The sequence below is a fragment of the Lysobacter sp. DMC97 genome, assembly GCF_056313745.1.
Genome location: NZ_JBQUZR010000005.1, coordinates 249,022 through 273,498, shown reverse-complemented (window position 1 = coordinate 273,498; position 24,477 = coordinate 249,022). Strand labels below are relative to the sequence as shown.

The following is a 24,477-nucleotide window of genomic DNA, read 5'->3' as shown; positions in this document are numbered from 1 at the left end:
CCGCCGGAAGGCGGGCTTTTTCCTGTCCGGTCCGGTGGCCGGCTCAAGCCGGCATCGCCTGCCGCTGCGCATCGATGGCGGCCTGCCACGTGCGCCGGCCATACAGCACGAACCGGTACTCGGTGCCGTCGCGGGTGCGGACCGCCAGCGAGTTCGGCAGCAGCGGGATCGCGCCGAGGAACTTCGTCCAGCACGGTTCGGTGCCGGCCACGTCGGCCAGCGGCAGGTCGGTGGTGCCGCGCGCGACGTTGAAGGCGTGGCTGGCGGCGGTCGGTGAGGAACAGGCGGCCGCCCACGGCTTCCCGGCCCCGCATGAGGTTCGCGGCGCCTTCGCGGATCAGGCGTTCGCCGGGCTGCAGGTCGATGCGCATCGGGCGTCGTCCGGGCCTACTCGAAGTCGTAGTTCATCTCCGGGCCCGCGGCGGCCAGGAAGTGGCCTTCCACGTAGTCCACGCCGGCGGAGAACAGGATCGACATGCTGGCCGCGTCCTGCACGAACTCGGCGATGGTGAGGATGTCCAGGTCGCGGGCCTTGCCGGCGATGTCGCGCACGCGCTGCTGGCTTTCCGCGTTCTTCGGCAGGTCCTCGATGAAGCTGCGGTCGATCTTCAGCAACTGCGGCTGCACGTGGTTGAGCAACTGGAACGAGTCGAGGCCGGCGCCGAACTGCTCCAGCCCGATCCGGCAACCGAAGGCGTTGACCGCCGCGGCGAACTGCTGCACGGCGTGCAGGTGGGTGAACACCTTGGCTTCCTGCAACTGCAGCGCGAGGTACTCGCCCGAGGCGCCGCGGGCGGCGAGCTGTTCGCCGATGAACGCCGCCAGCGCGTCGCTGGCCAGCGAATCCTGCGAGACCTTGATCAGCAGCGTCACCGGCTTGCCGGCGTGTTCGCGCTGGGCGATCAGTTCGATCGCGCGCTCCGCCACGCAGCGGTCGATCTCTTCCATCATCCCGTGCTCCTCCGCGATCTGGAGGAAGGTGTTGGGCGGGATCAGTTCGCCGTTGCCGGCGTCCAGGCGCAGGAAGGTGTCGTAGACCGGGTGGTTGTCGCCCTGCAGGTTGATCACCGGCTGGAAGTGCAGCACGAAGCGCTTCTGCTCGATCGCGTCGCGCAGGCGCTGCACCCAGGCCTGGATGCGCTCGGCCTCGGCGCGGTCCACCGCGTTGGGGTCGAACAGGTCCGCGCGGTTGCCGCCGGTGCCGGCCGCGGACTGCACGCCCTGCGTGGCCTTGGCCAGGATCTGGCTGACGATCGGGTTCTTCTGGGTGATCTGCACGCCGCCGATGCTGGCGGTGATGACGCTGGAGCGCTGGCCGATCGCGAACACCTCGGCGGCGAAGCTGTTGCAGATGCGGGTGGCGAGGGTGTGGGTGGCGGTGTAGTCGCCGCCGCGCACCAGCACCGCCAGCGTGTTCTCGGAGAAGCGCGCGGCGACCGTCTGTTCGCCCAGTTCGGCCAGTTCGCCGCGCAGGCGTTCGGCGATCGCGGCCATGATCGTGTCGGCCGAGTCCAGGCCGATCTCGTGCAGCAGGCGCTGGTAGTGGTCGGGCTCGATCATCAGCAGGCCGTGCTGGCTGCCGTTGCGGGCGGCGTCGGAGACGGCGTCTTCCAGCGCGTGCAGGAAGGTCGGGCGGTTGAGCAGGCCGGTGACCTGGTCGCGCTGGCGCAGGTCTTCCATCTTGCGCGCCATGTCCGGGTCCACCGCGGGTTCATGGCGGCGGAAGATCACCTGCTGGCACGGCTCGCCTTCGTACTGGGCGAGGGTGAATTCCATCACCGCCGGGAAGCTGTTGCCCTCGATGTCGTGGGCTTCCAGCTCGTAGCGCGCGGGCGGGGTCTCGCCCTTGCTCATGCGCTTGAGCAGTTGCTTGAAGTCGGCGACGTGCTCGGGGGCGACGAGGTCGAGCAGCGACATGCCCTCGATGTCCTCGAACGATTCGTAGCCGAACATCTCGAGGTAGGCCGCGTTGGCGCGGATGTGCATGCCTTCGTGGACGTAGGCGATGGGGTCGCGCGAGGACTCGATCAGCGCGTCACAGCGGCGCTCGGTCTCGCGGACCTGCGCCTCCAGCCCGCGCTGGGCGCGGCGGGCCTCGAGGTCGGCCCATTCGCGGCGGACCGCGGCCAGCAACTGCGGCGGCTTGTGGCGCAGTGCGAGGGCGCGCACGCCGCCGCCGAGCAGGTCGGCGAAGCTGTCGGTGTCGATCTGCTCGATCACCGCGATCAGGGGGATGTCCTTGCCGCTGGTCGTCACCCGCTGCTCGACGTCGGCGAACGGGACGGAGCGGCAGGGATGGGCGGCCAGCACCAGGTCCACCGGCTGGCCGACGAGCATGTGGGTCAGTTCGTCGCCGGTGGTCGGCCGCAGCGGCCGCACCGCGATCCCGGCGTTGCGCAGCCCGCTGACGATGCCCTCGGCCTCCTCGACACTGTCATCGACCAGCATCAGACGCAGTGCGGGATCGTGGCTTTTGGACATGCGCAGGCTCCGGGGGGAGGTCGAACGGGGGAACCGCCATGGTACGACGGGATCGGGTCCGCGTCCGCCCTCCCGCGTGGCGTGCGCCGGTCAGCCGAAGGGCGTCGCCGCGTCCGGCAGCAGCGGCCGCTTGGCCGGGTCGCCGGCGACCTCGCGCACCAGCTTCGGCACCAGATAGCCGGGAAGCCGCGCCATCAGCGCCGCATGCAGGGCGAGGGCGCGGGCGTCGTCGACCTCGAAGTGGGCCGAGCCGGCCACGCGGTCCAACTGGTGCAGGTAGTAGGGCAGCACGCCGGCAGCGTGACCGCGTTCGCAGAGATCGGCCAGCGCCTGCACGTCGTCGTTGACCCCGCGCAGCAGCACCGCCTGGTTGAGCAGGGTCGCCCCCGCCGCGCGCAGCCGGGCGAGGGCGGCGTCCACCGATGGGTCGAACTCGCGGGCATGGTTGGCGTGGATCACCACCGTCACCGGCCAGGGCAGGGCGCGGAGCCAGCTGACGAGGCCGTCGTCGACCCGCTCCGGCAGCACCACCGGCAGCCGGGTGTGGATCCGCAGCCGGCGCAGGTGCGGGATGGTCGCCAGCTGCGCGGTCAGCTCGGCCAGCTTCGGCGTGGCCAGCGCCAGCGGGTCGCCGCCGGAGAGCAGGACCTCGTCGATCGACGCGTCGTCGCGGATCGCCGCCACGGCCTCGGCCCACTGGCCGGCGGCCGCGGTCTCCTCGGCATACGGGAAGTGGCGGCGGAAGCAGTAGCGGCAGTGCACAGCGCAGCTGCCGGTGGCGATCAGCAGCGCCCGGCCGCGGTACTTGCGGATGACCCCGGCGGCGGCCTTGGCGGCGCCGTCGCCGACGGCGTCGAGGGCGAACCCGGGCATCGGCCGCAGCTCGGCGTCCAGCGGCAGCACCTGGCGGAGCAGGGGGTCGTGCGGGTCGCCCGGGCGCATGCGGGCGACGAACCCCCGCGGCACCCGCAGCGGGAACTGCGCCGCGGCGTCGGCGGACAGGTCGGGGACCCGGCCGGTCAGGTCCAGCAGGGCCAGCAGTTCGGCCGGGTCGCGGACGGCGTCGCGCCAGAGGCGCTTCCAGTCGGCGCCGGCGGCGGGCTGCGTCGGGCGGGGGGCAACGGGTATCATAGGGAGTTCAGTCGGGTCGTTCATCGGGACGCGCCGGCGTTCCGGGGCCCAGCCCCATAGTCTAGCGTCCGGGACCGCGGCCGGTCCGGGGCGCCACCAAAGCACACCTTCTTTCAGGAGCACCCCATGGCCAGCCTGGGCATGAACGACGTCAAGACCGGACAGAAGATCCTGGTCAACAACGACCCCTGCGTCATCACCGAGACCGAATACGTCAAGCCGGGCAAGGGCCAGGCCTTCACCCGCATCAAGTACCGCAACATCAAGTCCGGCCGCGTGGTCGAACTCACGATGAAGGCGACCGACAACGTCGAAGTGGCCGACGTCGTCGACACCGACATGCAGTACCTCTACAGCGACGGCGAGTACTGGCACTTCATGAACCAGGAGTCGTTCGAGCAGGTGCAGGCCGACAAGGCCGGCATGGGCGGCGCCGACAAGTGGCTGAAGGGCGAGGAAGCCTGCGTGGTCACGCTGTGGAACGGCAGCCCGATCAACGTGCAGCCGCCGAACTTCGTCGAACTGAAGATCGTCCAGACCGATCCGGGCGTGAAGGGCGACACCGCCGGCACCGGTGGCAAGCCGGCCACCCTCGAGACCGGCGCCGTGGTCCGCGTGCCGCTGTTCGTGGCCCAGGACGAAATCATCAAGGTCGACACCCGCTCGGGCGAATACGTCTCGCGCGTGAAGTGATTGATTCGCAGGGCGCGGCCCTGCCGCGCCCGTCGCGAATCAATCACCCTCGCGAAAGCGAGGGTCCCGCCTTCCCGAAGCCCGCCCCGCAAGGCGGGCTTCGTCGTTCCCCGAGGTGCTCGCCATGCCGAGAACCGTGTACTGCTGGCGCTGCAAGATGGACCTCCCCATGCTCGACGAGGAGGAGTGGGCGCGACTTGAGCCACTGCTCGACGGCGCCATCGGAAACATCCAGCGCTATCGGCGTCAACATGATGTCGGGCTCGACGCCGTCCCGATCCCCGAGATGTACTGGGCCGCGTCGGAGATGTTCGCGAAGCTGACCGGCGTGACGGGGGTTGCCCCCGAAGCCCTCTGGCACCACCGCTTCTCTCTCCTCGGCCCGCCCTGCGTCGCCTGCGGCAAGCCGCTCCGCACCCCACAGGCAAAGCTCTGCGCCGCCTGCGGCCATCCGCGGCCGTGACCAGGCCCGGTAGAGCGGCCTGACCAGCCGTTCGGCTGTTGAACACCAGGCCGCTGCTTTTCCAGACTTCGGCAGGAGCAGCGGCCTGAAGGCCGCTCTACCGAGCAGGTGGAGGTCAGACATCCCGCCCGGCCGCGCGCCCGGTCACCCGGGAATGCGACAATGCGCCGATGAGCTACCAGCCCGTTGCCGAATCCGCCGCCCCCGTCCCCTGCGACCTGCTGATCGAAGCCCGGCACGTGGTGCCGGTCGAGCCCCACGGTGTCGTGCTCGATCACCACGCGGTCGCGATCCGCGACGGCGTCATCCTCGCGGTGCTGCCGATCGCCGAGGCCCGCGCCCGGTTCGAGGCCAGGGAGACCGTCTCCCGCCCCGACGGCGCGTTGATCCCGGGCCTGGTCAACGCCCATGTCCACAACCCGATGACGCTGATGCGCGGCGTCGCCGATGACCTGCCGCTCAAGGTCTGGTTGCAGGAGCACATCTGGCCGATCGAGGGCGCCATCATGGGCCCGGAGTACGTGGCCGACGGCGTCGCGCTGGCGATCGCCGAGATGCTGCGCGGCGGTACCACCTGCTGCAACGAGAACTACTTCTTCCCCGACGTGCAGGCCGCGACTTACAAGCGCCACGGTTTCCGCGCCCGCGTCGGCCTGCCGGTGATCGACTTCCCCACGGCGTGGGCGAAGAGCGACGACGAATACTTCGACCGCGCCGGCGAGGTCCACGACCAGTGGCGCCACGACGCGCTGGTCGCGACGGCCTTCGCGCCGCACGCGCCGTACACGGTGTCGGACGAGAACTTCGCGCGCATCCGCATGCTCGCCGACCAGCTCGACATCCCCGTGCACCTGCACACGCACGAGACCGCGCAGGAAGTCGAGCAGTCGCAGCAGAAGCACGGCCAGCGCCCGATCGCGCGGCTCGACCGGCTCGGCCTGGTCAACGACCGCCTGATCGCCGTGCACATGACCCAGCTCACCGACGCCGAGATCGCGCTGTGCGCGGCGCGCGGCGTGAGCGTGGTGCACTGCGTCGAATCCAACCTGAAGCTCGCCTCGGGCTTCTGCCCGGTGGCGAAGCTGCTCGCCGCAGGCGTGAACGTCGCCATCGGCACCGACGGCTGCGCCAGCAACAACGACCTCGACATGTTCGGCGAACTGCGCACGGCCGCGCTGCTGGCGAAGGCGGTCGCGCAGGACGCGGCCGCGTTTGACGCCGCCGCGGCGCTGCGCGCGGCGACGCTGGGCAGCGCGAAGGCGATGGGCTTCGACGCGCTCGTCGGCAGCCTCGAGCCTGGCAAGCAGGCCGACCTCGCCTGCGTCGATCTGTCCGCGCTGGAAACCCAGCCGCTGCACCACGTGCTGTCGCAACTGGTCTACGCCACCGGCCGCCAGCAGGTCAGCGACGTGTGGATCGCCGGCAAGCCGAAGCTGCGCGACCGCGTGCTGGTCGACATGGATCTCGATGCCATCGTCGCCAATGCGCGGCAGTGGCAGGAACGGATCGGGGCCATTTCCCTCTGAATTGTCATCCCGAGCGCAGCGAGGGACCTGCTTTTTCTCTCGTCGCGAACGCAAAAGCAGGTCCCTCGCTGCGCTCGGGATGACAGCGGATACAACTTCGGTGAACGCATGACGACCGCAACCGCTTCCGACAACTTCAGCCAGGCCGAACTCGACAAGTTCAATGCGCCGGCGAACGCCCGTGCATGGATGCACGGGCAGGGACAGCGCACCACGGATGGTTCTCTGCCATGGTGATGTGATGATGACCACAACGACGACCGACAACTTCAGCCAGGCCGAACTCGACAAGTTCAACGCGCTGGCGAATCGCTGGTGGGACCCCGAAGGCCCGCAGAAGCCGCTGCACGCGCTGAATCCTGCGCGGCTGGGCTACGTGCGCGACCGTGCGACGCTGCGCGGCGCGCGCGTGCTCGACGTCGGCTGCGGCGGCGGGCTGCTGAGCGAGGCGCTGGCGCGCGAAGGCGCCGACGTGACCGCGATCGATCTCGCGCCCGATCTCGTCAAGGTCGCGAAGCTGCATCGCCTCGAATCCGGCGTGCAGGTCGACTACCGCCTCAGCGCGGTCGAGGCACTGGCCGCGGAAATGCCCGGCACGTTCGATGCCGTCACCTGCATGGAAATGCTGGAGCACGTGCCCGATCCCGCCGCGATCATCACCGCCTGCGCGACGCTGCTGAAGCCGGGCGGGCGGCTGTTCCTGTCCACGCTCAACCGCACGCCGGCGGCATTCGCGCTGGCGATCGTCGGCGCCGAGTACGTCGCGCGCATGCTGCCGAAGGGCACGCACCACTACCGCGACTTCATCCGCCCGTCGGAACTCGGCGCGTGGCTGCGCGCCGCGGACCTCGTGCTGGAGGACGTGAGCGGCCTCGTCTACGACCCGCTGCGCCACACTGCGCGCGTCGGCGGCCGTACCGACGTGAACTACCTCGCCTGCGCGGTGAAGCCTTGATGTTCCCCGTTGTCTCGGTAGAGCGGAGCGCAGCTCCGCTGCCCCCTTTCCGCAAGGGCGCCATGCTCGGACACGCGGATGCGCCCTTCTTCTTCGGAGAAGGGGCAGCGGAGCTTTGCTCCGCTCTACATGAGATCGATCGGAGCCCATCCTGATGTCCACCCGTTTCCCCCGCGGCGCGCTGTTCGATCTCGACGGCACGCTGCTCGACAGCGCGCCCGACATGGTCGCCGCCGTCAACGTGATGCGCGCCGAACGTGGCGAGCCGCCGATGCCGCATGCCGAACTCCGCCCGCACGTGTCCAAGGGCGCGCGGGCGATGATCCGCGCCACGTGGCCGCAGCTCGACGACGCCGCGCGCGAGGCGATGGTCAAGCCGTTCCTCGACACCTACGAGCGCGAACTCGGCCAGCATTGCGTGCTGTTCGACGGCATCGCGGAGATGCTGGACGCGCTCGAGGCCGACGGCGTGCGCTGGGGCATCGTCACCAACAAGCCGGAATACCTGGCGCAGCAACTGATGCCGATGCTCGGCTGGAGCGAACGCTGCGGCGTGCTGATCGGCGGCGACACGCTGCCCGAGCGCAAGCCGCACCCGCTGCCGCTGCTGCACGCGGCCGAGGTGATCGGCGTCGCGCCGGGCGACTGCGTGTACGTCGGTGACGACGAGCGCGACATCGTCGCCGCGCGCGCCGCCGGCATGCCGTCGATCGTCGCGCTGTGGGGCTATCGCCAGCCGGGCGACGATCCGCTGCGCTGGGGCGGCGACGTGCTGTTCGAGGATCCGCGCGCGCTGCTCGCTCCGGCCGCGTGGCCGACCGCCGCGTCGACCGCTGCCGTCACGCCATGAGCGAAGCCGGCCTCGACGATGTCCTCGACGAGTTCCTCGACAAGTGGCGCGGGCGCTGGCCGGAGTGGCGCATCGCGCGCACCTTCGTGCCCGAGGCGCAGCACGCGGACGCGGAGGCATGGTTCGCGCTGGTGCAGGAATGGACCGACGCGGCCTGGACAGGCGCCGATCCGACGCCGGGCTTCGCCAAGCTGGCGTGGTGGCAGGAGGAACTGCGCGGCTGGGCGAAGGGCCTGCGCCGGCATCCGCTCGGCCGCACGCTGCAGAAGCGGCCGGCGCCCTGGGCCGCGCTGGCCGACGCGCTGCCGGCGCTGGAAGCCGTGCGCGACGCGCTGGCCGCCGACATGCACGACCCGGCCGCGATCGCGCGGCTGCGGCCGCTGGCGACGGCGATCGCGCACGCCGAGGCGGTCTTGTTCGGCGAAGGCGCGACCGTGGCACCGCCCGACGCAGCATCGGCCGACGTCTTCCCGCTGCTCGCGGCGCACGCGCTGTGGCCGCGCGACACCGCGGTCGACGCGGCCCGCGCGTGGGCCCGCACGGCGCCCGCGCCCGTCCGCGCCGGCACCCGCCCGCGGCGCGTGCTCGACGCGCTGGCGCATGCGCGGCTGGCGCGCCTTGGCGCCGCGGGCGAGGTCGTTCCGCTGTCGCCGCTGCGTGCGCTGTGGACCGGCTGGCGCGCCGCGCGCGGCTGAATGGCGCCCGCGGGCCCGTATTCGATGCACATCACCGCCGCGTTCAGCCCGGGCAAGACGCATCGTTCCGCGCCGCCGCGCCGGCCCGTGGCCGAAGCCGCGGGCGTCGGTGGGTACAATGCCCGTCCGTTCCGCGATCCCCGCTGCCGCCCGTGACGCCGCCTCCCGCACAGCCTTCCCGCCTCCTGCCCGACGTGGCCGGCGATGCCGCCGCCGCGGCGCGCGCGCTGGACTGGGTCGGCATGCACGGCATCGCGCTGCCGCTGCGCCTGCGCGGCGCCGACGGCACCGAGATGCAGGTGCCGGCCTCCGTCGACGTGTTCGTCGACCTGCGCGATCCCGACGCCCGCGGCATCCACATGTCGCGGCTGTACCTCGAACTCCAGCGCACGCTGGCCGGCGAGACCCTGGCCCCGGCGCGCCTGCGCCGCGTGCTGCAGGCCTGCGTCGATTCGCAGGGCGCGCTGTCGGTGTCGGCGCGGCTGGCGTTGCGTTACGACCTGCTGCTGGAACGCCGCGCGCTGGCCAGCGAACATACCGGCTGGAAGCGCTATCCGATCGAGCTCGAGGCCGCGCTCGTCGACGGCCATCTCGCGCTGACGCTGGGCTTCGCGGTCGAATACTCCAGCACCTGCCCGGCGTCGGCCGCGCTGTCGCGGCAGCTCAACGCCGAACGCTTCGCCGAGGATTTCGCCGCCGCGCATCCGCTGTCCACGCAGGTGGTGCGCGACTGGCTGGCATCGTCGCGCGGCCTCGCCGCCACCCCGCATGCGCAGCGCAGCCGCGCCGACGTGCGCGTGGCGCTGCAGCCGGCGTTCGACGAACTGCCGATGGCGGAGTGGATCGACCGCGTCGAGGCCGCGCTGGGCACGCCGGTGCAGACCGCGGTCAAGCGCGAGGACGAGCAGGCGTTCGCGCGGCTCAACGCCGAGCACCTGATGTTCTGCGAGGACGCCGCGCGCCGCGTCGCCGGCGCGCTCGCCGACGACGCGCGCGTGCTGCGCTACGAGGCCCGCGTCGCCCACTTCGAGAGCCTGCATCCGCACGACGCGGTGGCGCAGGTCTCCGGCCGGGGCCGCGCCGCCGGCTGAGCCGCGGCCCGCCCGCACCGCTTCCACGCACGTCCCGGTCGCGAGGCCGGGACGTTTTCGTTCGGGCGCGGCCCGTCCGCGCGATGACGACGATGACAGGCCGGCCGCGCGACGCGGTCGCACGCGCTCATGTCCGGAAATCGCCCCGCGATGCGAATACCCCCTCGAACCGTCGCGGAGGGCCCGCCGTGGCGGCTCGGGCCGGGTGTCGGCCGGATGCCCGGCGTCCATCAACCTCAAGGATTCAAGGAAACCACATGATTCCGTTCATTCTGAAGCAGCACGAAAAGGATCGCGCCGACCTGCAGGAGCTGGAAAGCAGCGAAATCGAGCAGGTCTCGGGCGGCATGGCCATCGGCGGTTCGACCGGCATGGTCCGCGTCATCGACTACAAGCTCAACACCGTGACCATCACCCGCAATCAGGATGGTGGCGACGACGGCAAGGACGAGGATTGATCCGGCCAGTCCAAGCCGAACAACGAAGGGGCGATGCCATCGCCCCTTCCCTCGAACAGACGAACACGCAACGACGCGACGACGCGAGATGGGAGCGAAGATGAGCAAGCCCGTGCTGGTGGTGCTGGGGACCATGGAAGATCCGCATGTCGAGCGGGTCGTGCAGAGCCTGCGCAGGCGCGGCCGCATCGACGCGCTGGTCGTCGACTACCTCCACGACGCGCGCTTCGTGTTCCGCTCCGATGCGTACGGCGCCGTCTCGTTCGAACTCTGCGGTCGCAAACTGGACACGCCTTACCTGGTGTGGGACCGCACCAAGATCATGCCCGGCACGCACCTGTACGTGCAGGGCGACGAGCGTTCCAGCGGCTACGCGGCGCAGGAATGGCGCGCGTTCTACCGCCTGCTGTGCGGCGTGAACGGCGAGATGGCGGTCAATTCGCTGGTCGCGCGCCAGTGCATGATCAAGCCCTACCAGCAGATGATGGCTGCGAAGGCGGGCCTGCTGGTGCCGGAGACGATGATCACCAACGACCGCGACCGCGCGCTGGGTTTCCTCGGCGAATGCGGCGGCGAGATGATCATGAAGTCGGTGTCCGCGGGCAAGGTCAAGCCCAGCGGCGAGGGCGAACAGATTCCCTACGTGGTGATGACGATGCGTGTCGCCGAACGCGACCTGTTGGGCGCGACCGAGCAGGAAGTCGCCCACTGCCCGCATTTCTTCCAGCACGAGATCAAGAAGAAGCACGAGCTGCGCGTGGTCTACGTCGATGGGCGCATGCATGCGTTCCGGATCGAATCGCAGCACAGCCGCGTGACCGAGGTCGACTGGCGCAAGGGCATCGGCTTCGTCGGCTTCGCCTGCGACGAGATCGGCGACGCGACCCGCGCTTCCATCGACGGCTACATGCGCAGCATGGGCCTGTTCAGCGGCAGCATCGACCTGATCGTCGACCAGGACGACCGCGTGTGGTTCCTCGAATGCAACCAGGACGGCGCCTGGGGCTGGCTCGACGACGTCGCCGAAGGCCAGGTCACCGAGACCTTCGCCGAGGCGTTCGAACAGCGCCTGCTGTCCGCGGTGCAGGCGACGCCTAAAGCGTCGCGCGATCGCATCGCCGCCGGCGCCTGAGTCACCCGCACCGGCGATGACACGCAGGGAGCTGTTCCGGCGGGAAGCGGTCGACGCGCAGCGTTTCGCTGCGCTCGGGTCGGTGTCGGTGGTCCAGCCGATGCGGGTCTGGTGGATCGCGTCTGCACTGGTCGTCGCGGCGGTGACGATCGTCGTCTTCCTCGTGCTCGGCAGCTACACGCGCCGCACCCGGGTCGAGGGCGTGATCGTGCCGGACCGCGGCATCGCGACGGTGGTCGCGCCGGTGGCCGGCGTGGTCAGCGAGATCGGCGTGGAAGAGGGGGGCGCGGTGGCCGCGGGCCGTCGCGTCGCGGTGGTGTCGGTGCCGAGCGCGACGACCTCCGCCGGCGATTCGCTGGCCGCGATCGGCAAGCAGATCGCGGTGCGCCGCGACAGCGTCGAGCGCGACGCGAACGCGCAGCGGGCGATGCTCGACGTGCAGCAATCCGCGATGGCGCGCCAGCGCAGCGCGATGGAATCGGAACTCGCGAGTCTGGAAGCCGAGATCGTCGCCAACCGCGAGAAGGTCGAGATCGCGCGGGCGCTGTGGCAGAAGCTGGCGCAACTGCGCGAAGGCAGCTACGTAAGCGAGCTGCAGGTGAAGGAAAAGGAAATGGAGGTGATCGAGCGCACGTCCGCATTGCGCGAACTCGATCGCCAGGTCAGTGGCCTGCGCCGCGAGATGGCGCAGCTCGACCAGTCGATGCGCGAACTGCCACTGCGCGCCGGTGCCACCGACGCCGAGCGTCGTCGCGACCTGGCCGCGCTGGAGCAGGAGTCGATCGAATCGGCGGCGAACCGGCAGGTCGCGATCCTCGCGCCCGCCGACGGCGTGGTGTCGGTGCAGATCGCCAAGCGCGGTGAATCGATCCAGGCGGGTCAGCCGATCCTCTCGGTGCTGCAGGCCAACAGTCGGCTGGAGGCGGAGCTGACCGTGCCCAGTTCGGCGATCGGATTCGTGGCGCCGGGCGATCGCGTGCGGCTGCGCTACGAGGCGTTCCCGTTCCAGAAATTCGGCCAGTACATGGGCACCATCCGTCGTGTCGGCCGCAGTGCGACGGTGCCCGCCGACGCTTCGGCAGACGAGCGCACGCCGACCTACAAGGTGGTGGTGGCGCTGGATTCGCAGTACGTCATGGCTTACGGCAACCGCGAGCGGCTGATGCCGGGCATGGCGCTGCAGGCGGACATCCTCGGTGAACGCCGCAGCCTGATCGACTGGGTGTTCGAGCCGCTGTACTCGCTGCGCGGCCACGTGGGGGCGCCATGATCGGCCGCGCGAAGACGCCGGACGCGATCCTGCAGTCGGCGACGACCGAGTGCGGACTCGCGTGCATCGCGATGGTCTGCCATGCGCACGGCATGAAGATCGGCCTGCGCGAACTGCGCCGGCGCTTCCCGCTGTCGATGAAGGGCGCGACGCTGGGCCGGATCATCCACATGGCGCAGCAGCTGGGCTTCCGCCCGCGGCCGCTGCGGCTGGAACTGGAACAGCTGTCGAAGCTGCAGACGCCGGCGATCCTGCACTGGAACCTCAACCATTTCGTGGTGCTGGTGGAGGCCGGGCCGCGCACGATCACCGTGCTCGATCCCGCTTCCGGCCGGCAGACGTTGCGTTACGAGGAAGTGTCGAAACACTTCACCGGCATCGCGCTGGAACTGTCGCCGGGCGATGGCTTCGCCGCCGTCGAGGACGAGGAACGGTTGAGCCTGCGCGCGATGGTGCGCGACGTCCGCGGCCTGCGCCGCTCGCTGCTGCTGGTCCTGATGCTGTCGCTGGCGCTGCAGGCGTTCGTGATGCTGGCGCCGTTCTACACCCAGTGGGTGGTGGACCAGGTGCTGGTGTCCGCCGATCGCGACCTGATGGTGGTGCTCGCGCTGGGCTTCCTGCTGACGCTGGTGCTGCAGGTCTGCACCGGCGCGCTGCGCGGCTGGGCGATCGTCTACCTGTCCTCGCGTCTCAACGTGCAGTGGCTGTCGAACGTGTTCGCGCACATCACCCGGCTGCCGCTGGATTTCTTCGAGAAGCGGCATCTCGGCGACGTGGTGTCGCGCATGAGTTCGGTGCAGGTGATCCAGCGCACGCTGACCGGCAGCTTCGTCGAGACCGTGATCGACGGCATGATGGCCGTGGTCACGCTGGGCATGATGCTGTTCTACAGTGCGAAGCTGGCGCTGGTGACGCTGTGCGCGGTCGCGCTGTACCTCGTGGTGCGCGCGGCCGGCTACGGCACGCTGCGCCGGCTCGGCGAACGCCAGCTCAACGCCTCGGCGCGGCAGCACACGCACCTCGTGGAGACCGTGCGCGGCATGCAGAGCGTGAAGGTCTCGGGGCTGGAAGGGCAGCGCCGGTCGACCTACGAGAACCTCGTCACCGAGACCGTCGACCAGGATGCGCGCATCGCCTGGTTCGGCGTCGGCTTCGGCTCGGCGAACCAGTTGATCTTCGGCGTCGAGCGCATCGTGGTGATCTGGATCGCGGCGCTGCTGGCGATCGACAATACCTTCTCGGTCGGCATGCTGATCGCCTACCTCGCCTACAAGGACCAGTTCGCCGAGCGCACTGCGGGCTTGGTCGATCGCTGGGTGGAATTCCGCATGCTGCGCCTGCACGCGGACCGCCTCGGCGACATCCTGCTGGAAGCGCCCGATGCCGATGCCGGCGACGAGTACGACATCGCGGCCGCGCAGGACATCGAGGTCGAAGGCCTGTCGTTCCGCTATGCCGATGGCGAGCCGTGGGTGCTGAAGGACTGCAGCTTCCGCATCGCCGCGGGCGAATCGGTGGCGATCGTCGGCCCGTCGGGCTGCGGCAAGTCGACGCTGCTGAAACTCATGCTCGGCCTGCTGGTGCCGACGTCAGGCCGCATCCGCATCGGCGGGCGCGATCTCGTCGACATCGGTGCGCGCAACTTCCGCGCGCGTGCCGGCGTGGTGATGCAGGACGACCAGGTGTTCGCCGGCAGCCTCGCCGACAACATCGCGCTGTTCGATCCCGAGTTCGACGAGGCGCGCGTCGAGGCCGCGGCGCGCATGGCCGACCTGCACGACGAGATCGCGGCGATGCCGATGGGCTACCGCAGCCTGATCGGCGACATGGGCAGTTCGCTGTCGGGTGGCCAGCGCCAGCGGCTGATCCTGGCCCGCGCGCTGTATCGCAATCCGCTGTTCCTGTTCCTCGACGAGGCGACGAGCCATCTCGACGTCGCCCGCGAGCGGCGCGTCAACGAGGCGGTGGACGCGCTGCCGCTGACGCGCGTCATCGTCGCGCATCGTCCTGACACCATCGCCAGCGCCGATCGCTGCCTGCTGCTCGATGGCGGGCGTCTGGTCGAACCGTCGCGTTGCGAGTTGCACGAAGACGGCGTCCTGCGCAGCGTCCCGGCCGCCGCGCGCGCCTGAGCGCGATCGTCACGCGACGAATCTTCCGCGACGCAACATCGATGCTTCCGATCGCATACGCCGGCGCATGGCGCGTGCATTTGTCGGCGTGTGCGCGCTTGCGTATGCTCGCCCGGTCCTCGGCCTGCGCGTCGTGGACGGCTGCCGTCACAGGGGGTGCGGAGCGTGGAGTCAGGGGCGCAAGGCATTCCCGTCCATCACCGTTCGACACAGGAGGTCACATGAAGACGCGTCTGCTCGCGCTGTCCACCGCAGCGGTATTGCTCGCTGCCTGCCATCAGGAAACGCCACCGCCGCCTCCCGCACCGGCGTCCGCACCGGTCCCTGCGCCCGCGTCCGCCGGCATCAAGCCGATGGACGTGCCCGCCGGCTTCGGCTATCCGGGCAACCGCGACGAATTCCAGGCGTGGGCCGATGCCTGGCAGATCGACAACATCACGACCGCCGCCTGGAATCTGTGGGCCGGCATGACCAGCGATTCCGGCCAGAAGTGGAACGGCAGTGCGCTGCCGATCTGGGAAACGTGGTGCGGCACCAACGAAGTCTTCAGCGCCGCCGGCTGCAACGGCCTCAGCCGCCCATCGCGCAATTTCCGCATCGCCAGCCAGATCGGCCACACCGCGCGCCGGCTCGGCAAGTCGCTGCCCAGCGACGGCCAGGTGGTCGCGTTCAACAAGTTCAATCCGCCGATGGTGTCGTACCTGAGCACGCCGCAGACCACCAACGGCACGCCCTACAGCTACATCTCCGCGACCGACCTGAGCAGCCTCAACGCCTCGTGGGCCACCACCACGCCGCCCACCTCGGTCGCCGACCGCAAGGTGGTGGACGCGCCGTACACGCCGGACAGCGGCTCGACCCAGGGCTCGACCGCGATGGAGACCAAGCCGGTCATCTTCGTGGTGAAGGCGCAGGGGCTGACGCCGATCCCGCTGTGGATGGGGCCGGAGTTCTCGAGCACGCCCGCGAACGCGGTGCCGAATTCGTGGTTCAACTGCGTGCTGCTCGATCCGGCGAACACCGCCGGCCCCGACACCAAGCCGGTGCCGGCCACCGAGCAGCAGATCGCGCAGATGGTTCCGAACTCGGGCATGGCCTGCAAGACGTACCTGTACGCGCCGCTGTCGACGATCTACAGCTTCCAGATGGACGAGGCCGAAGCGACGTCGTGGAACGCGCTGGTCAACAGCTCCGGCGACGGCGGCCAGAACCTGCAGGCCGCGAAGGGCGACTACGGCGTGCTGGTCGGCATGCACGTGAACAGCAAGACGATCGTCAACTGGACGTGGGAAACGTTCTGGTGGCAGCCGGGCGACGATGCGCCGAACAACTTCCCCGGCAGCAAGCAGGGCATGACCGCGAACGTCACGGGCACTTGGCGCAACTACGCGATGTGCACCGCGTGGAACCAGACCCACGGCAACAGCTCGGACAAGATGGTGATCTGCTTCAACCCGTTCCTGGAGACGTCGTCGGGCATCCCCGCGGGCCAGACCAGCAACTGCATGAGCTGCCACGGCACCGCCACCGCCGGCGCGCTGTCGAACGGCAGCCTCGCCACGATGAACTACCCGGCCAGCTACAAGGCGCCGATCGACTTCAAGGCCAACGCCTGCACCGAGTCGACGCCGCCGGGCAGCAAGACCTGCTTCGCCGACTACACGAAGACGGACTTCTCGTGGGCGATCCCGTCCAACGCGATCGTGCCGGCGGCGCCGCCTGCAGCCGCACCGGCACCGGCACCGGCACCGACCAAGCAGTAAGCGTTTCCGTACGTGCAACGACGACGGCCCGGCAGCGATGCCGGGCCGTTCTTTTTCGACGCACCGATGCGAGGGCGCCGAATCGTCGCTGCCCCGCCAAGTAACCCGTCATCCTCGCGCAAGCGAGGACCCAGCTTCCAGCGATGATCAGGCTTGGGTCCTCGCATGCGCGAGGATGACGGTGTGAGGATCGCGCCGCATGGGGTGCCTTGGCGTGCGGGATCGCGAAGCCGTCAGCGCTTCGACGCATGCAGCGAAGACGGCCCGGCTGCGATGCCGGGCCGTTCTTTTTCGACGCGCCGATGCCAGGGCGCCGAATCGGCGCTGCATCGACAAGAAATCCGTCATCCTCGCGCAAGCGAGGACCCTGCTTCCAGCGATGATCAGGCTTGGGTCCTCGCATGCGCGAGGATGACGGCGTGTGGGACGTGCCGTGCGCGATGCAGAGCCGTGCGGGATCGCGAAGCAGGCCTTACTTCGCCGCCGGCAGCACCAGCAGCGGATCGATCCGCACATCGAACCAGTTCATGCCCCAATGCAGGTGCGGGCCGGTTGCGCGGCCGGTGGCGCCGACGGCGGCGAAGACCTGGCCCTGTTCGACGCGGTCGCCGACCTGCACGTCGATGCGCGAGAGATGCAGGAAGTTGGAGCTGACGCCGGCGCCGTGGTCGATCACCACGGTGCCGCCGGTGAGGTACAGCGACGGTGCGGCGAAGGTGACGATGCCGGCGGCGGGCGCCTTCACCGGCGTGCCCTGCGCGGCGGCGATGTCCATGCCCGAGTGCGGCGCTTTCGGCGTGCCGTTGTAGACGCGCTGGTTGCCGAAGCGGCCGCTGATGCGGCCTTCCACGGGCCACATGAACGTCTGCGTGAAGTCTTCCCGCGCGTCGTCGCGGGTGCGCGCGGCGGCGACCGACGCCTGCTCGCGTTCGATGCGCGCGGCGATGTCGGGCGGCGGATTCACCGTGTCCGGCGGCACGCCGTCGATCTGTTCGATCGGCCAGTCGCGCGGCGTCACCGCGATGCGGTGCTCGGCGGCCGCGCCGTCGGCGAAGGCGATGCGCACGACCAGCGGGCCGGCGGCGTCGCGGCCCACGCCGAACGCGAACACGCCGTCGGGCGCCACGCGCACGCGGCGGCCGGCGTACTCGACCTGCGCATCCGCGCGGGTGCGGCCGATCACCAGCGAACCCTGCTGCACGCTGGCGGGCAGTGTCGTGCGCGCTTCCGCGGACACGGCCACGGGCGGCGGAGCGGGCGTGCGCACGGGCGCGGTGCCGCAGGCGCCGAGCGCGAGCATCAGCGTGATGGTCGCGATGCGGAAGGTCACGCGGCGGATCATCGATCGAACGCCAGTCGACGGCCCTGCGGCGCGCCCACGAGCTGCCGGCCGTCCCAGGCGAGATGGCCGTTGACCCAGGTCGAGGCGACGCGCGAACGGAAGGTCGTGCCCTCGAACGGCGACCAGCCGCACTTCGACAGCACCTGCGCGCGTTCGACGGTGAACGGCACGTCCTCGACCAGCACGAGATCGGCGGCGTAGCCTTCGCGCAGGAAGCCGCGGTCCTTCACGTCGAACAACTGCGCCGGGGCATGCGCGAACTTCTGCACGACCTGCGCGGCGGTGAGCGCGCCTTCGTGCACGCATTCCAGCGCGGCCACCAGCGCGAACTGCACCAGCGGCAGGCCGCTGGGCGCGCGCAGGTAGGGCGACTGCTTTTCTTCCAGCGTGTGCGGCGCGTGGTCGGTGGCGAGCACGTCGATCACGTCGTCCGCCAGCGCCGCGGTCAGCGCGATGCGGTCGCTCGCGTCCTTGATCGCCGGATTGCATTTGATGAAGTTGCCGCGGGTCGCGTAGTCGGCGCGATCGAAGCGCAGGAAGTGGATGCAGGTCTCGGCGGTGATGCGCTTGCGGCTGCCGTCGGCGCGGATCAGCGGGCCGCGCTCGAACAGCGCCAGTTCGTCGGCGGTGGAGATGTGCAGCACGTGCAGCCGGCTGTCGTGGCTGCGCGCCAGTTCCAGCGCGAGCCGCGTCGACTTGATGCAGGCCTCGCGCGAGCGGATGTCCGGATGGCATTCCACCGGGATGTCGTCGCCGTAGCGCTGGCGGTATTCGGCCAGCAGCGCGTCGATCGTCGGCGTGTCCTCGCAGTGGGTGATGATCGGCGTGGGCGCGTCGCGGAACACCGCGTCGAGGATCACCGGATCGTCCACCAGCATGTTGCCGGTGGAGGCGCCCATGAAGATCTTCACGCCCGGCGCCGCCTTCGGGTCCAGCGCGCGGATCGCGTCGATGTTGCCGGTGCTGGTGCCCATGTAGAAGCCGTAGTTGCCGCGGGCGCGACCGGCGGCCGCCGCGTACTTGGCCTCCAGCGCCGCGCTGTCCAGCGTCGGCGGGCTGGTGTTGGGCATGTCCATGAAGCTCGTGATGCCGCCGGCCACGGCCGCGGCCGACTCGGTCGCGAGGTCGCCCTTGTGGGTCAGGCCGGGTTCGCGGAAGTGGACCTGGTCGTCGATCATGCCGGGCATCAGCCGACGGCCGGCGGCGTCGATCACGGTCTCGCCGGGGCGTGCGACCAGCCCGGTACCGATGGCTTCGATCCGGCCGCCGGCCAGGCGCAGGTCGCCGTCGGTCTCGCGGCCCTCGTTGACCAGGCGGGCGTTGACGATGAGGGTGGGGGCGGGCTCGGTCATGGGGGGATCATCCGGAGCGGGGCGGCGCGGGCGGCACGGGATCGTGGCCGCCGGGGCACAGCGGGTGGCAGCGGGACAGCCGACGAACGGTCAGCCAGCTGCCCTTCAGGGCGCCGAAGCGACCGATCGCCTCCATCGAATATTCGGAACAGGTGGGGACGAAGCGGCAGCGTTGCCCCAGCAGCGGGCTGACCCAGCGTTTGTAGAAGCGGAGCGCGGCGATCAGCAGGCGGTCGATCAAGGAAGTCCGGTCCGGCGTGGGTTTGCAGGCTGCGGACGCAACCGGATGCGAGGTTGCCGCTGCCGTCTTTGCAGGGTATAACAGCCCGCTTTCCCGCCTCAAGGGAAGTTCAGAGGATTCCGCGACGTGGCAGTGAAAAAAACCGCGAAGAAGGCCGCCAAGGCCGCGAAGCAACCCGCGAAGAAGGCCGCCACCAAGTCCGCCGCGAAACCGGCGGCCAAGCCCGCTGCCAAGAAGGCGGCGAAGCCGGCTGCCAAGCCCGCCGCCAAGCCGGCGGCGAAGAAGGCCGTCGCCAAGCCCGCTGCCAAGGCGCCCGTGAAGCCGGCCGCCGCGAAGCCGGCGCCGGCCAAGCCCGCGCCGAAGCCGGCCGCCAAGCCGGCGGCGAAGGCCCCCGCGAAGCCCGCGCCCGCTGCCAAGGCCGCCGTGCCCGCCAAGACCAAGGCGCCCGCCGCCAAGGCGTCGGCGTCCAAGCCGGTGAAGTCGTCGGCCCCGCCGCCGGCCACCCCGCCCGCGCCGCCGGCCGCGCAGCCCAAGTCGTCGAAGCCGGCGGCGCCGGCTCCGCAGCCGACCCAGACCGCTGCGCCCAAGGCCTCCGCCCCTGCCGTGACCCCGCGTCCGGCGGCCGGCAAGGTCGCGGTGGCGGTGACCTCGCGCTCGCCCTCGCCCGCGCCGAAGCACCAGGTGAAGGTCGTGCCGTACAAGGTCGACGAGGCCACCGGTCGCCCGATCCTGCCCGCCGGCTACAAGCCGTCGCCGGAAGAGGAGTACATGAGCCCGCTGCAGCTCGAGTACTTCCGCCAGCGCCTGCTGCAGTGGCGCGCCGAGCTGATCGAGGAATCGAAGCAGACCATCGAGAACCTCAAGGACGAAGTGCGCGACGTCGGCGACGACGCCGAGCGCGCCACCCGCGAGACCGAGAATTCGCTGGAACTGCGCACCCGCGACCGCTACCGCAAGCTCATCGGCAAGATCGACAGCACGCTCAAGCGCGTGGACTCCGGCGAATACGGCTACAGCGTCGACTCGGGCGAGGAGATCGGCCTGCACCGGCTGGAGGCCCGCCTCACCGCCGAGCGCACCATCGACGAGCAGGAACGCTGGGAACACCTGCAGAAGCAGCAGGGCGACTGAGTCCCGTCTGCGACGCCTCCACGAAAAGCCCCGCTCCGGCGGGGCTTTTTCGTGCCGTCACCTTGCGTGTCCGGCCCGCTCAGCGCGACGAGGTGCCGGGCACCGGCACGGGCGCGTTGCCGCCCAGGGCGAACGACGCTTCCAGCGTGGCTTCCGAACTGCCGCCGACGAACACCGTGAACGTGCCGGGTTCGGCGATGCGCCGCAGGTCGGGTCCGTAAAACGCCAGGTCGTCGAGGGTCAACTCGAAGGCGACATCGCGACGTTCGCCGGGCCGCAGGTGGACGCGCCGGAAGCCGCGCAGCGCACGCACCGGCCGGGTGACGCTGGCGACGTCGTCGCGCAGGTACAGCTGCACCACTTCGTCGCCCTCGCGCGCGCCGGTGTTCGTCACCGTCACCTCGACGCGCTGCGTCTCGCCGGCGGCGAGCACGGGCGTCGCGACGCGCAGGCCGTCGTAGCGGAACGTGGTGTAGCTCAGGCCGTGGCCGAACGCATACAGCGGCGTCCACGGCGCATCGATGTACTTCGAGGTGTAGTGGTCGGCGGCGCTGGGCGGGCGGCCGGTGTTCTTGTGCGCGTAGTGGATCGGCACCTGGCCGACGTTGCGCGGGAAGGTGATCGGCAGCCGCGCCGACGGATTCACGTCGCCGAACAGCACGTCGGCGATGGCGTGGCCGCCTTCCACGCCCGGGAACCAGGCTTCGAGGATCGCCGCCGCGTCGCGCTGCAGCGGCTCGATCGCCAGCGGCCGGCCGTTGAACAGCACCGCGACGACCGGCTTGCCGGTGGCGCGCACCGCGGCCACCAGTTGCGGCTGCACGCCGGGCAGGTCCAGCGACGTGCGGCTGTTGGCTTCGGCGCTCATGTCCTCGCTTTCGCCGACGAACAGCAGCACCGCGTCGGCCTGCGCCGCGATGCGCGCGGCCTCGGCGAAGCCCGAGGTGTCGTCGCCGCGGATGTCGCTGCCGCGCGCGTACAGCACCTGCGTGCGCGGCGAGACCGCGGCGCGGATGCCGGCCAGCGGGGTGATCGCGTCCTCGGCGCGGCCTTCCGCGGCCCAGTTGCCGAGCATGTCGCGGCGGTCGTCGGCCAGCGGGCCGATCACCGCCAGCGTGCGCAGGTCCTTCGCCAGCGGCAGCACGCCACCGTCGTTCTTCAGCAGCACCAGCGTCTCGCGTGCGATCTCGCGCGCCGCGCGGCGGTGCGCGGGCGTCAGCGTGCGGGCGCGCTCGCGGGCCTCGTCGCAGTAGCGGTAGGGGTCGTCGAACAGGCCCAGCCGGTACTTCGCGCGCAGCACGCGGCGCACCGCGGCGTCGACGGTCGCCTCCGGCACGCGCCCGGCGCGGACCTCGGCGGGCAGGTCGCGACGGTAGAGATCGCTGACCATGTCCACGTCGACGCCGGCGGCCAGCCCGAGGCGGCCGGCGGCGGCGCGATCGGCGGCGACGCCGTGGCGCATCAGTTCCATCACCCCGGTGTAGTCGCTGACGACGACGCCGTCGAAGCTCCATTCGCGGCGCAGCACGCCGTCGATCAGCGCGCCGTTGGCGTGCATGGGCACGCCGGAGAGTTCGTTGAAGGACGCCATCACCGCGCCCGCGCCGGCGTCCACCGCGGCCCGGAACGGCGGCAGGTAGACCTCGCGCAGCGTGCGTTCGGAGATGTCGACGGTGTTGTAGTCGCGGCCGGCCTCGGCGGCGCCGTAGGCCACGAAGTGCTTGGCGGTGGCCAGCACGGTGTCGTCGGCGGCCAGGTCGCGGCCCTGGAAGCCGCGCACCCGCGCCGCGGCGAATGCCGCGCCGAGGTACGGGTCCTCGCCCGCGCCCTCGACCACCCGACCCCAGCGCGCGTCGCGGCCGATGTCCACCATCGGCGCGAACGTCCAGTGCACGCCGTGCGCGGCGGCCTCGGTGGCGGCGATCCGGGCACTGCGTTCGGCCTCGGCCGGGTCGAAGCTCGCGGCCTCGCCCAGCGGCACCGGGAAGATCGTGCGGAAGCCGTGGATCACGTCGTAGGCGAACAGCATCGGGATGTGCAGCCGCGAGTCCTCCACCGCGATCCGCTGCAGCCGGCAGGTGCGCGCCACGCCCTGCATGCCGAGGATCGACCCGACCTCGCCGCGGCGGATGGCGTCCAGCCCGGCGGCCTCGGCCTCCGGGCCGGTGCGGTTGTCGGGGCCGGGTGGCTGGTTGAGCTGGCCCAGCTTCTCCTCCAGCGTCATCCGGGCGAGGAGGGCGTCTACGAAGGCGTCCTCGCCCGCGGCGGGTGTTGTCGCGCCGGCGGCACCGGCGAGCATCGTCAGCGCGGCGGCCAGCAGGGGCGGGGCGAGGCGATGGCGGCGTGGCGCGGACGCGGGCCTGCGGGCATCGGGATGCGACATGCGGACGACTCCGGACCGGCGGAGTCGTCGAATGTAAACGGTTACATCGAGCGTGTCACCCCGCCGCCCCGGCCCTGCGGCCGGCGCGCGGGCAGGGTCAATGCAGGTCGCGCAGGTCGAGGTCGCGCAGCTTCGGCGCCCGCCAAGCGGTGATGCCGACCACGCCCAGGGTGACGCAGCCGCCGATGACGACGGCGTGGATCAGCCCGAACGCCCGCGCCATGACACCGTCGTAGAACGCGCCGAGTTCGTTCGACGAGCTGATGAAGATGCTGTTGATCGACGATACCCGGCCGCGCATGTGGTCGGGCGTCACCAGTTGCAGGATGGTCGAGCGCATCACCACCGAGATGCCGTCGCAGACGCCGTAGGCCAGCAGGATCGCGAACGACAGCAGCAGGTGGCGCGACAGCGCGAAGGCGATCGTGCAGATGCCGAACCCGGCCACCGCCAGCAGCAGGATGCGCCCGGCGTTGCGTTCCAGCGGATGCCGCGCCAGCCACAGCGCCACGCAGACCGAGCCCAGCGCCGGCGCCGCGCGCAGGAAGCCCAGCGCGTCCGGGCCGGCGTGCAGCACGTCCTTGATGAAAGCCGGCAGCATCGACACCGCGCCGCCCAGCAGCACCGAGAACATGTCCAGCGCCATCGCGCCCAGCATCACCTGCTGCGAGAACACGAAGCGCAGGCCCTCGGCGATGCTGGCGAACACCGGGCCGCGGGCCTCGGCCGGCGGCGGTTCGCTCACGCGCAGCGCGACCAGCGCGCCCGCGGCCGCCAGCGCGACCGCGATGCCGGTGGCGTAGGCGACGGACTTGCCGGCCACGCCGATCAGCACGCCGCCGATCGCCGGGCCCAGCACCAGCGCCGCCTGGAACACCACCGCGCCGATGCTCGACCCGCGGGTGAAGCGGTCGCGGGGCAGGGCGCGGGCGAACAGCGTGTTGTAGACCGGCCCGAGGAACGAGCGCACCGCGCCGGTGAACACGATCGCGGCGTAGATCATCCACGCCTGTGCATGCGGCGCGCCGCCCGAGAGCCAGCCCTGCGCGATCGCGAGCAGCAGCGCCGGCGTGATCGCCAGCCCGAGGCAGGCGACGATGCCCAGCCGCCGCTTCGGCAGGTGGTCGACCAGATGGCCCGCGAACGGCGCCACCGCGAAGAACGGCAGCACCTCGGCCAGGCCGACGAGGCCCAGCTTCCACGGGTCGCGGGTGAGTTCGTAGATGTGCCAGCCGACGGTCACCGCCACGATCTGGTACGAGAGGATCGTGAACAGCCGGTACGCCATCAGCGCGACGAACGCGCGGCTGCGCAGCGGCGAACCCGAGGATGGCGAACCCGATGCGGGCGCGGGGTCGGCGGTCTCGGCGTCGGTGGTTTCCATCGCG

Annotated in this window: 22 protein-coding genes; 14 read left to right on the top strand and 8 right to left on the bottom strand. The window is 70.6% G+C overall.

Annotated features, from left to right (window positions below):
• Window positions 1-43: 43 nt before the first annotated feature.
• The 3 genes from ACT53Q_RS12870 to epmB form a co-directional block, all read right to left on the bottom strand.
• A complete protein-coding gene (locus ACT53Q_RS12870; RefSeq protein WP_476187046.1) occupies window positions 44-211 on the bottom strand; it encodes a hypothetical protein in 168 nt (55 codons plus the stop codon).
• A 176-nt stretch (window positions 212-387) separates the two neighbouring features.
• On the bottom strand, window positions 388-2,481 hold the full coding sequence (locus tag ACT53Q_RS12865; RefSeq protein ID WP_476187045.1) for an EAL domain-containing response regulator: 2,094 nt from the start codon (window positions 2,479-2,481) through the stop codon (window positions 388-390).
• A 90-nt stretch (window positions 2,482-2,571) separates the two neighbouring features.
• The gene (gene epmB, locus ACT53Q_RS12860; protein ID WP_476187044.1) at window positions 2,572-3,612 is read right to left on the bottom strand and encodes an EF-P beta-lysylation protein EpmB; all 1,041 of its coding nucleotides are present in this window, start codon (window positions 3,610-3,612) and stop codon (window positions 2,572-2,574) included.
• Between the two features lie 126 nt (window positions 3,613-3,738).
• Between epmB and efp the strand changes: the two genes are divergently transcribed.
• From efp to ACT53Q_RS12795, 13 genes are all read left to right on the top strand, one after another.
• On the top strand, window positions 3,739-4,305 hold the full coding sequence (efp, locus tag ACT53Q_RS12855) for an elongation factor P (protein ID WP_476187043.1): 567 nt from the start codon (window positions 3,739-3,741) through the stop codon (window positions 4,303-4,305).
• A gap of 169 nt (window positions 4,306-4,474) precedes the next feature.
• Complete coding sequence (locus ACT53Q_RS12850; RefSeq protein ID WP_476187042.1) at window positions 4,475-4,768, top strand: hypothetical protein; 294 nt, start codon at window positions 4,475-4,477, stop codon at window positions 4,766-4,768.
• A 170-nt stretch (window positions 4,769-4,938) separates the two neighbouring features.
• The gene (locus ACT53Q_RS12845) at window positions 4,939-6,294 is read left to right on the top strand and encodes a TRZ/ATZ family hydrolase (RefSeq protein WP_476187041.1); all 1,356 of its coding nucleotides are present in this window, start codon (window positions 4,939-4,941) and stop codon (window positions 6,292-6,294) included.
• A gap of 108 nt (window positions 6,295-6,402) precedes the next feature.
• Complete coding sequence (locus ACT53Q_RS12840; protein WP_476187040.1) at window positions 6,403-6,531, top strand: hypothetical protein; 129 nt, start codon at window positions 6,403-6,405, stop codon at window positions 6,529-6,531.
• Window positions 6,532-6,538: 7 nt separating this feature from the next.
• Complete coding sequence (gene ubiG / locus ACT53Q_RS12835; RefSeq protein ID WP_476187039.1) at window positions 6,539-7,249, top strand: bifunctional 2-polyprenyl-6-hydroxyphenol methylase/3-demethylubiquinol 3-O-methyltransferase UbiG; 711 nt, start codon at window positions 6,539-6,541, stop codon at window positions 7,247-7,249.
• Between the two features lie 154 nt (window positions 7,250-7,403).
• Complete coding sequence (locus ACT53Q_RS12830) at window positions 7,404-8,099, top strand: phosphoglycolate phosphatase (protein ID WP_476187038.1); 696 nt, start codon at window positions 7,404-7,406, stop codon at window positions 8,097-8,099.
• Complete coding sequence (locus ACT53Q_RS12825) at window positions 8,096-8,794, top strand: phytoene/squalene synthase family protein (protein ID WP_476187037.1); 699 nt, start codon at window positions 8,096-8,098, stop codon at window positions 8,792-8,794. The genes ACT53Q_RS12830 and ACT53Q_RS12825 overlap by 4 nt, the downstream gene beginning before the upstream one ends.
• Before the next feature lie 152 nt (window positions 8,795-8,946).
• Window positions 8,947-9,885 (top strand): GTP cyclohydrolase FolE2, encoded by a 939-nt coding sequence (gene folE2, locus ACT53Q_RS12820; protein ID WP_476187036.1) that lies wholly within the window; start codon window positions 8,947-8,949, stop codon window positions 9,883-9,885.
• Between the two features lie 257 nt (window positions 9,886-10,142).
• Entirely contained in the window at window positions 10,143-10,343 is a 201-nt protein-coding gene (locus ACT53Q_RS12815) for a hypothetical protein (protein WP_476187035.1), read from the top strand.
• A gap of 100 nt (window positions 10,344-10,443) precedes the next feature.
• Complete coding sequence (locus ACT53Q_RS12810) at window positions 10,444-11,475, top strand: MvdC/MvdD family ATP grasp protein (RefSeq protein WP_476187034.1); 1,032 nt, start codon at window positions 10,444-10,446, stop codon at window positions 11,473-11,475.
• 16 nt (window positions 11,476-11,491) lie between these two features.
• Window positions 11,492-12,745 carry a beta-barrel domain-containing protein gene (locus ACT53Q_RS12805; RefSeq protein WP_476187033.1) on the top strand — a complete coding sequence of 418 codons (1,254 nt, stop codon included), beginning with the start codon at window positions 11,492-11,494 and terminating at the stop codon, window positions 12,743-12,745.
• Window positions 12,742-14,877, top strand: a complete 2,136-nt coding sequence (locus tag ACT53Q_RS12800; RefSeq protein ID WP_476187032.1) for a peptidase domain-containing ABC transporter — start codon at window positions 12,742-12,744, stop codon at window positions 14,875-14,877. The genes ACT53Q_RS12805 and ACT53Q_RS12800 overlap by 4 nt, the downstream gene beginning before the upstream one ends.
• 221 nt (window positions 14,878-15,098) lie before the next feature.
• Entirely contained in the window at window positions 15,099-16,640 is a 1,542-nt protein-coding gene (locus ACT53Q_RS12795; RefSeq protein WP_476187031.1) for a hypothetical protein, read from the top strand.
• Window positions 16,641-17,112: 472 nt separating this feature from the next.
• On the opposite strand, the gene ACT53Q_RS12790 is transcribed toward ACT53Q_RS12795, so the two are convergent.
• The 3 genes from ACT53Q_RS12790 to yidD are packed head-to-tail and all read right to left on the bottom strand — an operon-like array spanning window position 17,113 to window position 19,575.
• Window positions 17,113-17,940 carry a M23 family metallopeptidase gene (locus tag ACT53Q_RS12790; RefSeq protein WP_476187198.1) on the bottom strand — a complete coding sequence of 276 codons (828 nt, stop codon included), beginning with the start codon at window positions 17,938-17,940 and terminating at the stop codon, window positions 17,113-17,115.
• A 38-nt stretch (window positions 17,941-17,978) separates the two neighbouring features.
• Window positions 17,979-19,334: a dihydroorotase gene (locus ACT53Q_RS12785; RefSeq protein ID WP_476187030.1), complete on the bottom strand. Its 1,356-nt coding sequence runs from the start codon at window positions 19,332-19,334 to the stop codon at window positions 17,979-17,981.
• 7 nt (window positions 19,335-19,341) lie between these two features.
• Window positions 19,342-19,575, bottom strand: a complete 234-nt coding sequence (gene yidD, locus ACT53Q_RS12780) for a membrane protein insertion efficiency factor YidD (RefSeq protein WP_476187029.1) — start codon at window positions 19,573-19,575, stop codon at window positions 19,342-19,344.
• 126 nt (window positions 19,576-19,701) lie between these two features.
• On the opposite strand from yidD, the gene dksA reads away from it, so the two are divergent.
• Window positions 19,702-20,706, top strand: a complete 1,005-nt coding sequence (dksA, locus tag ACT53Q_RS12775) for an RNA polymerase-binding protein DksA (RefSeq protein ID WP_476187028.1) — start codon at window positions 19,702-19,704, stop codon at window positions 20,704-20,706.
• A 79-nt stretch (window positions 20,707-20,785) separates the two neighbouring features.
• On the opposite strand, the gene ACT53Q_RS12770 is transcribed toward dksA, so the two are convergent.
• Window positions 20,786-23,005, bottom strand: a complete 2,220-nt coding sequence (locus ACT53Q_RS12770) for a glycoside hydrolase family 3 N-terminal domain-containing protein (RefSeq protein ID WP_476187197.1) — start codon at window positions 23,003-23,005, stop codon at window positions 20,786-20,788.
• Between the two features lie 181 nt (window positions 23,006-23,186).
• Entirely contained in the window at window positions 23,187-24,473 is a 1,287-nt protein-coding gene (locus tag ACT53Q_RS12765; RefSeq protein WP_476187027.1) for an MFS transporter, read from the bottom strand.
• Between the last annotated feature and the right edge of the window lie 4 nt (window positions 24,474-24,477).